Here is a 12,436-nt window from a genome sequence, read left to right as displayed (position 1 = left end):
CGTGATCCTGACAGGGCTTATTCTGCCATATGGTGGCGCGATGCTGACATGCGCGCATCGTGTTATGCGACTGGCTGAATCAGGAGACCGACATGGCGATCAACAACGTAGCCGATCTGTTCGTTGCAACGCTCGAACAGGCCGGCGTCAAGCGCATCTACGGCATCGTCGGCGACAGCCTGAACGCACTCACCCAGGCGCTGCGCCGCCGCGGCACGATCGATTGGATCCATGTCCGGCACGAAGAGGTCGCGGCGTTCGCAGCGGCCGGCGAAGCCGAGATGACCGGCAGCCTCGCGGTTTGCGCGGGCTCCTGCGGCCCGGGCAATCTGCATCTGATCAACGGCCTGTTCGATGCACATCGCAGCCGCGTTCCCGTGCTGGCGATCGCGGCGCAGATCCCGACCGCCGAGATCGGCGGCGGTTATTTCCAGGAGACGCATCCGCAAAACCTGTTCCGCGAATGCAGCCATTATTGCGAGCTGGTGTCGGACCCGAGCCAACTGCCTTTCGTGCTGGAGAACGCCATTCGCGCGGCGGTGGGCTTGCGCGGCGTCGCCGTCGTCGCCATGCCCGGCGATGTCGCCTTCCGTAGTCCTCCGAAGCGCGCGCTGTCGACGACGCGCGGCCTTGCGCTGGCCCCACCGAAGGTCGTGCCGCAGCCGGACGAGCTGAAGGCGCTCGCCGATCTTCTCAACGGCGCTGAGCGCATCACGCTGTTCTGCGGTCGCGGCTGCGCCGGCGCGCATGCGCCTTTGATGCAACTCGCTGAGATCTTGAAGAGCCCGATCGTGCACGCGCTCGGCGGCAAGGAGCATGTCGAATACGACAACCCCAATGACGTCGGCATGACCGGCTTCATCGGCTTCTCCTCGGGCTACGCTGCGATGCACGCCTGCGACGCGCTGGTGATGCTCGGCACCGATTTCCCCTACAAGCAGTTCTTCCCGACCGATGCAAAGATCGCACAGATCGACATCCGCCCGGAAAATCTGGGACGGCGGTGCAGGATCGATCTCGGTCTTGTCGGCGACGTCAAGCTTACCATCGAGGCGCTGCTGCCGCTGCTCACGGCCAAGACGCAGCGCAAGCATCTCGACGACGCCGTCGCGCACTACAAAAGAGCCCGCGAGGGCCTCGATTCGCTTGCCAGGGGTACGCCGGGAGCCAAGCCGATCCATCCGCAATATCTCGCCAAGGTCATCAGCGACCATGCTTCGGACGATGCCGTCTTCACCGCCGATGTCGGCACCCCGACGGTGTGGGCGGCGCGCTATCTCGGCATGAACGGCCGCCGCCGCCTGATCGGCTCCTTCGTGCACGGCTCGATGGCCAATGCCATGCCGCAGGCGATCGGCGCGCAGGCTGCACAGCCCGGGCGCCAGGTCATCTCGTTCTCCGGCGACGGCGGCTTCACCATGCTGATGGGAGACCTGATCACGCTGACGCAAAAGAAGCTGCCGGTGAAGGTGGTCGTCTTCAACAACGGCGTGCTCGGCTTCGTCGCGCTGGAGATGAAGGCGGCGGGCTTCGTCGACACCAATGTCGACCTGGAAAACCCGGACTTCGCCGCGATGGCGCGCGCAATGGGCATCTTTGCCAAGCGCGTCGAGGATCCCGGCGAGCTTCCGGGCGCGATGAAGGAGATGCTGGCGCACAATGGGCCGGCGCTGCTCGACGTCGTCACCGCCAAGCAGGAGCTGTCGATGCCGCCGACCATCACGGCCGAGCAAATCAAGGGCTTCAGCCTCTGGGTTCTACGCGCGGTGATGAACGGGCGCGGCGACGAGGTGCTGGACCTCGCGAAGACGAATCTCTTGCCGCGGTAGGCGCGTAGCGTAGGCGCATCCCGGCTTCTCTGCGAACGCGACGCGAAGCCAACAGAGCCAGTAGCTGGCCACCGGCCGGAGGCATTCGGTCGGGCTCGATCATCTTGCCATCTGCACGATGTGATTGTATTGTAGATCATTGCTCGTAGAGAATGTTGTTCGGGCCGCCCAATTGCGGGGAGGGCGCACTAATGAACGTCGAACTGCAGATCAACAACAGCACAGCTCCAGAGGCGCGGTTCGTGACATGGGTACCGTCTCCGTGCCGGATTCGCGTGACTGACCCGTCTGGCGCCAGCGCGTCAACCGTCAGCGTCAAGATCGCCGCTGTGTCGGCGGCAAATGGCGGTGCAGTCGGATTTCGCAGCGGTACCACTGGAGCCTTAGCGAGCAGCCTTACCCTGACCGTTCCGACGAACGGCACGACGGTCCCGTTCTTCGTTGCCGGAAGATTTGGCCAGCCGAGCACGAAGTCCGGAGACGTGAAGATCGAGGCACGCGTGGGAAACACGCTCGTCGGATCTTCGCAATTGATGGTGCGCATCCGCAAGAATGCCAACAAGCTGACGAACGGCGAGCGCGATCGGTTCATTGCGGCGTTTGCCAAGCTCAATAATCAGGGCCTCGGTCGCTTCGCGGATTTCAATAACATGCACAAAGCGTCCGGCTATTCGCAGGCGCATGCCGCGCCCGGTTTCCTGCCATGGCATCGCGCCTATCTGCTCGACCTCGAGCGCGAGCTTCAGGCGATCGACCCGAGTGTGGCGCTACCTTATTGGCGCTTCGACCAGCCCGCTCCGAACGTTTTCACACGCGATTTCCTGGGCGAGTCCGACGCAAATGGCACCGTGAAATTCCGCAATGGTAATCCGTTGGAATTCTGGGTGACGGATGGCACTCCCGGAATCAACCGCACTCCGGACTTCCCCACGTCGCAGGCTCCGCCAAATCCAATGAAAGAAGCGCAAACGCTGGCGCTGGGTAGTCAGTTTCGCACGTTTAGGGGCATGGAAGGAAATCCGCACGGCCTTGCACACACCAGCTTTGGCGGTTCCATTCAAGATCCCACGACCGCGGCGAAGGACCCGCTGTTTTTCCTCCTTCACTGCAACGTCGATCGGCTGTGGGCAAAGTGGCAACGCCAGAACGGGCGCTTCGATCCAGCGACCGCGACGTCGTTCGACGAGAGACCAACCAGTCGTCCGGGCCACAAACTGAATGATACTATGTGGCCGTGGAATGGCATCACCAGCCCCGCGGACCCTACTCGTCCGTCGAACGCGCCGGGCGGGACGTTGGCCACATCCCCCTGCGTCGCGGCGCCGGGGCTGCAGCCGCGCGTCAAGGACTGCATCGACTATCCCGGCGCCATCAATGCCGCAGCCAACATGGGATTCGGCTATGATGATGTCCAGATCTAGCGCGCCTTGCGCGGGGAGATGAGATGATGGCAGCGAAGCGGAAGGTCGCAAAGAAAAAGGTCGCAAAGAAAAAGGCAGCAAAAAAGAAGGCAGCAAAGAAGAAGGTCTCGACGAGAAGGCGAAGCACCTCCGCCTCGGCCCCTGTCCAGGTTGCAGAGAGCACTGACGATGTTCAGCGTCTATTGAAGGTCTTGTGCGATACCGGCAAGCTCATCGACGTACGGATGGCCGCGCTGCAATCGCTCGGTGCGGCGGCCTTTAGTGTCCCCAATTTCGAATCCGTCAGTGCGGACTACATTGCGGCCTTACGCGAGGTCTCGACCGATTCTCATGAGCAACTGCGGCGACGTTCGCTCGGCATTCTCATGCGCAACAAGGATGGATTTGCGCAAAAGAAGCTCCTGGACGGCCTGAAGAATCCCGCTAAGGCGCTGCTCCCGCCGGAGAAAGCGCTTCAGCTTCTCGGCAACGACGCTCATGCAGGAGCGTATTCGGTGGCGCGCGCGATCGTGAAGAAGCCGCCGAACCAGGACGCGAAGCGTGAGGCATTGCGTCTGCTGGCGGCGGATGTCAAGTCGGCGCCAATGTTCGAGAAGGTGCTCCGCGACAAGAACGAGTTACGTGAAAATCGGCAGCTCGCAGCCTCTGCATTGCACTCGCTGAACCCCCAAAAGCTGCAACAGCAGGCACTCAAGATCCTGAAGGATAAATCGGACTATTCGGATATCAAGGCCACGAGCTTGACCGCGCTGGAGCAATTTGGCGATGACGCCAAGTTCGCCAAGGATAAGGCCTTGATGCTGAGCGTCACTCGCTTCAACTCGTCCAAGACGCCTGCAAAATACAAGCAGTCCGCACGTCGTTTCCTCAGCAAATACGATCAGTAGAATGCCCATTTCCGGCGACGCAACAAGCGTGATGTCGGAGGACCGATTTGCGGATCTGGTCGGCATGCTCTCTGCCGATCCGGTCGGTGGCGCGGAGCTCATGGATCTCCTGCGCGAAGAGCATCCTGTCTACGCCGGGCGAGGGACAGCGACCATCGTTCAAATGCGAGGTTGGATTCTGCTTGCTCTGGCGCGGATCGGACTCTCAGATCAAGCACTGATCTTCGTGCTCGAAGAGCTGGATACAGGGCTTGATGCCTACCTGATCGCTGCCGCCGCGCGCGCATTGCGTTCTTATTCGAAACCGAACGAAGCCTTTGCGCCTTTTGTCGCGCGGGCGCTCGACCGGATTCGATTCCATGACGAGCCGGTTTCGTTCGAGAGATACGGCGAGTATGCGACCTCATCCACCGGGACCAGCGCGGTATCGGAATTGCTGGCCGCCCTAGCCTGGCTCGGCCCGAACGCGCAAGCTGTTCAACCCCAGCTCGAGCGCTGGCGCGCGGAGCACGGTCTGTCACGGAAGTTGCGGCTCGATCTCGACCGAGCCCTGAAGGCCATCCGAGAGCCCGACCGCGCCATTCCTTCATGCTGCGGTGGCTTGCCAGCGGCCGGAAGCGTCTCGATCAGGGCGGCGATGGAAAGCCAGGAGCCCAGCTCGATCAATTCCGTTCTGATGCAAGATCAAGACGGGAAATCGGTGAAGTTCCTTGAGTTCTTCCGTGGCAAGCCTGCAATCGTGGTCTTTTTCTACACCCGTTGCGATAATCCGATGAAGTGCTCGCTCACCGTCACGAAGTTGGCGCGCGTCCAGGCATTGCTTGGCGCGCGGGGATTCGCAGGACGGATCCGTACGGCTGCGATCACGTATGATCCGGAGTTCGATCGGGCCGAGCGGTTGCGGGTGTATGGCCGAGACCGTGCCGTGCGCACGGACGAAGATCATCGGATGCTACGGGCCGTCGAGGGGAATGACGCGTTGCGCTCGTATTTCGGGCTTGGTGTCAATTTTGGCGAAGCGCTCGTGAACCGTCACCGCATCGAACTCTTCATTCTTGATGCCACAGGACGGGTCGCGGTGTCCTTCGAACGTCTTCACTGGGATGAGGAGCAAATCGTGGCTCGCGCAGTCGAGACCTTAAACGGCTTCGAGCCGCGCTAGCCGCGCTTCGGCGAAGGCGCGGGCAGCTGCTCGTCCCGGCGCTGGAAGCGCTGCCAGTGCAGCACGATGCCGATCAGCAGCGCCGGCACGAAGCCGAGCGCGATCAGGAAATGCGGCAGCTGCTTCGGCGAGATGAAGGCGATGGCGATATCGGAGATCAGCCACAGCGCTGCGAACATCACCGCAAAATCGGCTCGCGGGCAGCGCAGGTAATAGAACACGGCGGTGATGACGATGGCCGGGCCGATCGCGATGCCGATCATGATCGCGGTCAGCTCCTTCGGAGTCAACGCGTCGAGCACCATCGATGCCAGCAGCCAGAGTGCGGCGAACATGGCAACAATGTCGAGCGGATGCCGCAATCCAATTCCTCTGGCGAAAGGCGCGTTATCGTTGGGGCCGGGACTGCGGCCGTCGAGTGAAAATGCGCTTACTCCTCGTCACTTCCTGGCGTCGGGCGCAGCATGAAGTGACCGAAAGCGGTGGCGATCGGCCTCGTAGCATCGTCCTGCCAGGCCCGCGCCTCGAAGGCGACGATACGTCGGCCCTGCTTCACGATCGAGACGTCGGCAAACGTGTCGAGCGCGCGTCCAGAGCGCAGGTAGTTGACGGTCAGGCCGATCGGCTTGGGCGGTGCGGCAGCGCCGAGCTCCCGCGCAACGCCGATGATGGCGGTGGTCTCGAGGAACGCGCCCGTCATGCCGCCGTGGATCGCGGGCAGGATCGGATTGCCGATGATTTGCGGCGAGAACGGCATCGTCAGCGTACCGTCGTCGTTGACGCGGATGCCGAGCGCGCGCGCGAACGGGCTGCGCGCAAAGGGCCCATCCTGATCCTCCGGCGCCTCCAGGGTCGGGATGCTGCGCGCATCCATCCGACGGTCGGCGAGCATGTTGGTGCGGTTGGCGCCGATCATGAAGCAGGCGGTCGCGGTCGCGACCGGATCGGCCTCGGACTCCTGATAGGCGGTGGAGCGCACGAAGGCGATCGAGCGCGTGGTGCGGTAGCAGACCGAATGCGCCTTGATGTCGAGGCCGGGCGTTGCCGGCTTCTGATAGTCGATGCGCAAGTCGAGGGTCGCGATCGCGCGCGTGCCGTCGAGCGCAAGCTGCACCGCCATGCCGCAGCTCTCGTCCAGCATCGCTGTGACGACGCCGCCGTGCAGCACGCCGGTCTCGGTGTCGCCGACGAAGACCGGACGATAGGGCAGGCTCGACCACGCCTCGCCGGGCGCAAAGCGGTCGAGCTGGAGTCCGCTGATATGGCCATAATCGGAGCGGCGGCCCTTGATCGCCTCGGCGAGTTCCTCGAAGGCAAGCGTGGTCGGTCTGGTGCTCATGGGGATCTTCTAGACCAGTGTCCGGCCTTGCGCAAAACCCCGAATGAGCCCCGCACGGGCGGTTTGGTCTCGACAGGGCGCGCCGGAGCGCCGATGGTGGGCACTCCGTTCGTCGATGAACTGCAAGGAGCGCCCATGGCCGACCCCGAAACGCCCACCACCAATCAGGGGCCCGTCACCATTTCCACCTCCAGCGCCGAGCGGGCGCCGATCATCTATTTCGACGGCGCATCCTGCTTCGGCCACCACAATGGCGCGATCCAGATCGAGCTAGCCGCAAACCTGTTGATGCCGGTCGGCGCCGCCGTCAGGGTCGACGTGGTCCAGACCGCGCATCTGCGTTGCAGTGTCGCCGCAGCGCTGGCACTGCGCGAAGCCCTCGACAAGGCGCTCGCGATGTACAAGCAGGGCCAGCAGCAGCCGCCGACGGAGGACATTCCGGCGGTGAAGAACTGAGATCGCAATTGACAGCAAACTTTCTTTGCGCCACCTTTCGCACAGGTTGATACGACCTGCCGGTTGCACCCTCCGTGGAATGGTGAACGTATCGAGCCCTGATCGGCCCCCTTTGCCCGAGCGACCGGGTCAGCAACGCAACCACCTGACACACCTGGATCGCTCATGCAGAGGACGAACCGATGCGCGATTTTCGCGATGCCAAGGCTATGGCGCAGACCCTGCGCGAATCCCTGACCACCAAGGCCATTACCATCAGTCACAGCGAGAGCCTCGAACTGGTGTCGAGGATGCTGGGTGTTGCTGATTGGAATACATTGTCCGCGATGCTCCAGACCGGGCGTCGCGATACGCCGGTGCTGAGCGTAAGGCTCAACAGCTCGATCGCGGTCTATCCGGCGGTCCCGTTGCGCGATTTCGTGCCGTTTCCAAGCGCGACCTTTCCGCTGTTCGTCGGGCGCGAGAATACCGTGCTCGCTGTCAACCGTGCGTTCGAGGGCGCGCGCGAGATGGTCTGCGCGATTCAGCGCGAGGCGACCGTCGACGAGCCGCAATTTGCCAACGTCTACGCGGTCGGTCTGCTCGCTCAATTGGTCGAGCTCCAACGCCTCTCGGACGGCTCGATCAGGGTGCTGACCCGCGGACTCCGCCGCGTCGGGCTCCGTAGCTTCGCGGCGACGAACAACGGTTACCAGTCCGAGGCTTTCGAATTGCCCGAGAGCCCGCCTGCGGATGCGCCTGAGTTGGTTCGCCGAGCCATCCAGCGCTTCGAGGATTACGCGGCAGCTCATGGTCTGCTCATGCCGGACGTCTGGTCGTTCTTCGATCGGACGCGCGACATCGGACATATCGCCGATACGATGGCGACGCGGATGAAGCTGTCGGTCAAGGACAAGTATGAGCTGCTGGCAATCCTCGATCCGGTGAATCGGCTGGAGACGATCGATGCGTTGCTCGACGTTTCGTCTTGCCCGTTCACTCCGGCCTATGGCGCCACGAGCCGCCGGGCGCTCGATCTCGCCGACCGGCGCCGCCATCAGTTTGCAACGCTTGAACACCTTCTGCTGGCGTTGACCGAAGACGCCGATGCCGCGCCCGTCCTGGAAGCCTGCAAAGCCGATCTCGTCGCACTCAGGCAGAACCTGACCGACTATCTCGACAAGGAGCTCGCTCACATTGTGGTCGAGACCGGCACCGCAGCGCCGACCGCTGCATTCCAGCGCGTCGACCGCCGGGCAGCGTTGCACGCCCAGGAGGTCGGCAATCCAGGGGTAACCGGCGCCAATGCACTGGTCGCCCTGTTTCCGGAGACACGAAGTCCCGCGGTGCGCTTCCTCGCCGAGCAAGACGTATCGCGCTGGCGCGTGGACAAGGCCATCGCGAAAGCGAGCGCCAAGGACAAGGGCTAGAGAAGGGAAAGGGCGGCAGTCTACGCTTTGGTCACATGCACCTTCGCGGTCTTGCCGCCGTTCCATTTGCCATCGAGCGCACGCTCGATCTGGGCGGCGAGCTGCAGCAACAGGCCGTCATTGGCCTGCTTGGCGATGGCCTGGATGCCGAGCGGCAGGCCGTGGTCTTGCGCCGCCATCGGCATCGAGATCGCCGGTATGCCGCAGAGATTGGCCAGCGGCGTGAAGGCGAAGAAGCGCCAGAGATTGTCGAACCAGTCGCGCACGTCAGGGTTGTCCGAGATGGTGAGATATTCCCTGGTGCCGACCTTCGGCGTCGGCAGTGCCGTGATCGGCGTCAGGATCACATCCCATTGCTCGAAGAAGCTGCCGAAGCCGCGCGAGGTCGTGTTGAACACGGCCTGCATCTTTGCCCGTTCGGCAAAGCTGGTGTGGCGCCCGGCTTCCCAGATGCGGATGTTCATCGGCTCGATCAGATCCTCCGGCGGCTTTTCCAGTCCGCGCGCGGCGAGCATGTTGGAGATCACCACCGCAAAGTTCGAGATGTAGCAGGTGGTCTGCGCCTCAAAGGCGGCGGGGAGATCGATCTCCGGCAGCGCATAATCGACGTGATGGCCGAGGCCTTCGAGGAAGCGTCCGGCCTTCTCCAGCTCGGCAGCGATCTCGGGCGCCGCAGTGTAGTTGCCCCATGTATGCGACAGCGCGATGCGAAGCTTTGCCGGGTCGCGCTTGATCATCTCGCAATAAGGCTGCGCCGTGGTCCAGAACGGCATGAACTCGCCCGGCGCGGGTCCCCGCGCGTGATCGACGAAGGCGGCGGTGTCGCGCACGCTGCGCGACTGGCAGCCCTGGATCGAAACGAGGCCGGTGAGATCGGACATGTGCGGTGCCAGCGAGAACACGCCGCGCGAGACCTTCAGGCCGATATTGCCGTTGACGCCGGCGGGAATGCGGATCGAGCCGCCACCGTCGGTCGCATGCGCGATCGGCACCACGCCCGCGGCGACCATCGCGGCGCTACCTGCCGACGAGCCGCAGGTGGTGTAGTCGGTATTCCAGGGATTGCGGGTGACGTAGACGGCAGGATTATCGGCCGAAGAGCACACGCCGAATTCCGGCGTCGTGGTGCGACCGATCAGGTTGAGCCCCGCCTGGCGGAATTTGCCGGTGAGGAACGTGTCGGCGTTCGCGCGATTGCCGCGCATCAAGAGCGAACCCATCTCCTGCAGCCGGCCCTTCATGGTCGGCCCTAAGTCCTTCATCAGGAAGGGCAGGCCGGCGAACGGACCTGCGAGATTGGCGCCGTCCTTGGCGGGATCGGCGATCACGTCCTCGAACAGCTCGACAACACCGGACAACGCCGGATTGACCTTGGCAACCCCCGCGGCGGCCTGGCGCGCCAGCTCCTTCGCCGTCAGCTCGCCCTTGCGGACGCGCCCCGCCAGCGCGACGCCGTCGTGCTGCGCCCATTCATTCCAGCTCATCGGCAAAGTCATGAAGTCACATCCCCTTAAGGTCGCGGCGTCAGCTTTTTAGCAACGGCCCGCGTGAATCAACCGAGGCGCCGCGAGGGGCAGGGTTGCGTGGGGCGGACAGGTCGGGCCGCCGGCTATCAATCCGACAGTCGTGCGATCGCTGCAACCGGGCCGCCGCCGCCCGGCCCCTGATGCTCGGCGCCGCCGGACACGTAGATCGCGCCGGTGCCGGCGAGGCCCGCGATCAGGCCGCCGACCGCTGCGCGGGCATGGCGTGTCGAGCTGATGTCGGTGTCTTCGAGCATCGTGTGGCGGAAGCCGCGCACGGTGCCGTCGGGCGAGGCCTCCGCCTTGGCGAAGATGTTGACGAGCGTGCGGCCCGCGGTGGTTTGCGGCGCCGCGCTGAGCCCGACGCTATTCAACGCCGATACCACCGCCGCGGCGTCGATCGCATCCTCCATTACGGCATGCCCGATCACACACTCGCTTGCCGATGACACCGAATTGCCGAGCACGATGACGACATTATGCATCAGCTCGATCCCCGACGAGGTCGAGGCCACCTTGGAGAAAAGATCGTAGCGTCGCAGCACGTCCTCGTCGCCGACGTCGGAGCCGATCTCGCCGAGCGCGACCGCGACGCCCAGGGCGGACGCGCCGCGCGAATAGGCCATCGAACTGTAAGCGCTTGTCGTTGCCGCCTTGCTGCCGCGCGCGTTTGCCGCCGCAACGCGCTCGCTGGTCAGCAGCGGGCATTTGATCTGCACGAAATGGACGTCCGCGGGGTCGTTGATGCCGGCATCGGCCATCGCGGCTTTCACGGCCTTGGCCGTCTCGGTGATCTGGGCGGAGCGGCCGAGCTCCTCGGGCAGGAAGTCTCGCGTCTGCGCCATGCCGATGCTGAGGCGCTTGCCGGACAGGCCTGCCGGCCGCTCGGCCTCGCGGCGCGTGAACACCGTGATGTGCGGGCTCAGCACGCCCTCGGTGCCGCCGGACATCACGAAGGCGATCCGCTGCTCGACTGCCTCCGGCGACAGGCCGAGCTTGGGCGACAGCGCCGTGCACAGCGCGGCCACCGCATACTCCCGGGTAAAATCGTTGACGCCGCCGTTGCCCTCGGTCTTGCCGAGAATGGCCAGGATCGAGTTGGGATCGATCGCGCCGGAGCCGATCAAGTCCATCAGGCCGGAGACGTCGCCGGGGCCCGTGGTGGCGATCCTGAAGACGCCGACCGATGTTGTACGCATGATTGGTCCTTGGTTCGGTGGCCCGGCGGGCCCACCAGCCGTGGAACGAGGCCGCGTGTCAAGACCGTAGCCCGACGGAAGCGCGTAGGGCGGATTAGCGAAGCGTAATCCGCCTCCTCTGTCTCCGCGGGGACCAAAGCGGCGGATTACGCCTTCGGCTAATCCGCCCTACAAGATCTTGCGGTATCCGTCGGGCAAAACACCCGATCGGCCGGTCAATCCGCATGCGCGAAAATATTCGCCTTTACAGAATTTCTGATTTGTCGCATTCTCCCGCCACCTCATCCCGGTCAGAGGGGCGTATCGCGATCGTCACGAACGTGGGGTGAGCCGTGGTGGACGCTAGTTACACCGGCGCGAAGGGTTTTGCAGGGCGGGCAACCGTGAGCGAAATACCCTCGCGCATACGACCGGTGTGATCGGCGTACGGTAAAACCGTGTCGTCCTGACGCCCGGGGTCTGTGCGTCAAGTCTTGCGGTGATGTAGCGGCCCAACCGGGTGTGCGCGTCAGTTATCGGCAAGGCGACGGGGGCAATAGTGCATCGCTCCCCGGGGAGAGCTCGGCATAAGCCGTAAAACCACTGCGCAGGGAAGGCCGGTTGTTTGGCTTCACCTGTATGCCGCTGTGCAGCCTCTTGTAGCGCAACCTTCGCACAGTGGACCGTGGGTGCCCGGCCGGCACCCGGTCTTCCCTGCGCCCTCTGACAGAGGAGGGTGTCGTGACCAGGCAAAGCTCGGGCCTATTCCGCCGCGAGGATGCAAAGGCATGTCTGCGCATGGAATGCCAACTGAAAGAGCGACGCGATTGCCTCATACTCCGTCATTGCGAGCGCAGCGAAGCAATCCAGAGTCTTTCCGTGGAGGGATTCTGGATTGCTTCGCTGCGCTCGCAATGACGAGGAGGAGAGTGTGCGCGACATATTCCGCTCTCGTGCCCCGGACGCAGCGCAGCGCCCTTCGGCGGTGCGCTGCAGAGCCGGAGCCCATGTCGCCGCATTCTCCGGTGCCGCCTCTGGTCCCGGCTCTGCACCGCATCGCTGGCGCGCTGCGTCGCGTCCGGGACACGAGAGCGTGGCCTCAAATCAACGATTGTGGCGAGATCGCATCGGTCGCGCAAAAAATCCTCTGTCGACGGTTGCGCACCGCACCTTGATGAATCAACCTTGGTTGGTCCATAAGCGGCGTCCCGCGGCCGGTGGTTCGCCCCTGC

The 12,436-nt window shown here is 63.7% G+C and carries 10 protein-coding genes; 6 read left to right on the top strand and 4 right to left on the bottom strand.

Translation table 11 applies throughout. From position 1 onward, the window contains the following. The first annotated feature begins 92 nt into the window (after positions 1-92). The 4 genes from poxB to HZZ16_RS29195 all read left to right on the top strand — a co-directional run bounded on the left by poxB (position 93) and on the right by HZZ16_RS29195 (position 5,299). Positions 93-1,829 carry a ubiquinone-dependent pyruvate dehydrogenase gene (gene poxB / locus HZZ16_RS29210; RefSeq protein ID WP_197953327.1) on the top strand — a complete coding sequence of 579 codons (1,737 nt, stop codon included), beginning with the start codon at positions 93-95 and terminating at the stop codon, positions 1,827-1,829. A 191-nt stretch (positions 1,830-2,020) separates the two neighbouring features. Then, positions 2,021-3,250 (top strand): tyrosinase family protein, encoded by a 1,230-nt coding sequence (locus HZZ16_RS29205; protein ID WP_197953325.1) that lies wholly within the window; start codon positions 2,021-2,023, stop codon positions 3,248-3,250. Positions 3,251-3,273: 23 nt separating this feature from the next. Then, positions 3,274-4,137, top strand: coding sequence for a hypothetical protein (locus HZZ16_RS29200; RefSeq protein WP_197953323.1), 864 nt, complete (start codon positions 3,274-3,276; stop codon positions 4,135-4,137). Between the two features lies 1 nt (position 4,138). Further along, positions 4,139-5,299, top strand: a complete 1,161-nt coding sequence (locus tag HZZ16_RS29195; protein ID WP_197953320.1) for an SCO family protein — start codon at positions 4,139-4,141, stop codon at positions 5,297-5,299. On the opposite strand, the gene HZZ16_RS29190 is transcribed toward HZZ16_RS29195, so the two are convergent. Beyond that, positions 5,296-5,661 (bottom strand): hypothetical protein, encoded by a 366-nt coding sequence (locus HZZ16_RS29190; protein WP_197953318.1) that lies wholly within the window; start codon positions 5,659-5,661, stop codon positions 5,296-5,298. The genes HZZ16_RS29195 and HZZ16_RS29190 overlap by 4 nt on opposite strands. Positions 5,662-5,729: 68 nt before the next feature. After that, positions 5,730-6,638: a PaaI family thioesterase gene (locus HZZ16_RS29185; protein ID WP_197953316.1), complete on the bottom strand. Its 909-nt coding sequence runs from the start codon at positions 6,636-6,638 to the stop codon at positions 5,730-5,732. A gap of 135 nt (positions 6,639-6,773) precedes the next feature. Here HZZ16_RS29185 and HZZ16_RS29180 point away from each other — a divergent pair, with 135 nt between their 5' ends. Both HZZ16_RS29180 and HZZ16_RS29175 read left to right on the top strand, forming a co-directional pair. Further along, positions 6,774-7,094, top strand: coding sequence for a hypothetical protein (locus HZZ16_RS29180; protein ID WP_197953314.1), 321 nt, complete (start codon positions 6,774-6,776; stop codon positions 7,092-7,094). Positions 7,095-7,276: 182 nt separating this feature from the next. Further along, the gene (locus HZZ16_RS29175; RefSeq protein ID WP_197953312.1) at positions 7,277-8,503 is read left to right on the top strand and encodes an LON peptidase substrate-binding domain-containing protein; all 1,227 of its coding nucleotides are present in this window, start codon (positions 7,277-7,279) and stop codon (positions 8,501-8,503) included. A 20-nt stretch (positions 8,504-8,523) separates the two neighbouring features. Here the strand turns inward: HZZ16_RS29175 and HZZ16_RS29170 are convergent, their stop codons facing one another. Together HZZ16_RS29170 and atzD are read right to left on the bottom strand one after the other, a co-directional pair. Further along, a complete protein-coding gene (locus HZZ16_RS29170) occupies positions 8,524-9,999 on the bottom strand; it encodes an amidase (protein ID WP_197953310.1) in 1,476 nt (491 codons plus the stop codon). A gap of 116 nt (positions 10,000-10,115) precedes the next feature. After that, on the bottom strand, positions 10,116-11,225 hold the full coding sequence (gene atzD, locus HZZ16_RS29165) for a cyanuric acid amidohydrolase (RefSeq protein ID WP_197953308.1): 1,110 nt from the start codon (positions 11,223-11,225) through the stop codon (positions 10,116-10,118). Positions 11,226-12,436: the final 1,211 nt, after the last annotated feature.

The organism is Bradyrhizobium glycinis (assembly GCF_016031655.1).
Lineage (GTDB): Bacteria > Pseudomonadota > Alphaproteobacteria > Rhizobiales > Xanthobacteraceae > Bradyrhizobium > Bradyrhizobium glycinis.
This window is presented reverse-complemented; position numbering and strand designations above follow the sequence as displayed.

Bases quoted from the DNA above. Each gene is read 5' to 3' on its own strand.
- HZZ16_RS29180 (WP_197953314.1), top strand. From the start codon at position 6,774: ATGGCCGACCCCGAAACGCCCACCACCAATCAGGGGCCCGTCACCATT.
- HZZ16_RS29175 (WP_197953312.1), top strand. From the start codon at position 7,277: ATGCGCGATTTTCGCGATGCCAAGGCTATGGCGCAGACCCTGCGCGAA.
- HZZ16_RS29185 (WP_197953316.1), bottom strand. From the start codon at position 6,638: ATGAGCACCAGACCGACCACGCTTGCCTTCGAGGAACTCGCCGAGGCG.
- atzD (WP_197953308.1), bottom strand. From the start codon at position 11,225: ATGCGTACAACATCGGTCGGCGTCTTCAGGATCGCCACCACGGGCCCC.
- HZZ16_RS29195 (WP_197953320.1), top strand. From the start codon at position 4,139: ATGCCCATTTCCGGCGACGCAACAAGCGTGATGTCGGAGGACCGATTT.
- HZZ16_RS29205 (WP_197953325.1), top strand. From the start codon at position 2,021: ATGAACGTCGAACTGCAGATCAACAACAGCACAGCTCCAGAGGCGCGG.
- poxB (WP_197953327.1), top strand. From the start codon at position 93: ATGGCGATCAACAACGTAGCCGATCTGTTCGTTGCAACGCTCGAACAG.
- HZZ16_RS29200 (WP_197953323.1), top strand. From the start codon at position 3,274: ATGATGGCAGCGAAGCGGAAGGTCGCAAAGAAAAAGGTCGCAAAGAAA.
- HZZ16_RS29170 (WP_197953310.1), bottom strand. From the start codon at position 9,999: ATGACTTTGCCGATGAGCTGGAATGAATGGGCGCAGCACGACGGCGTC.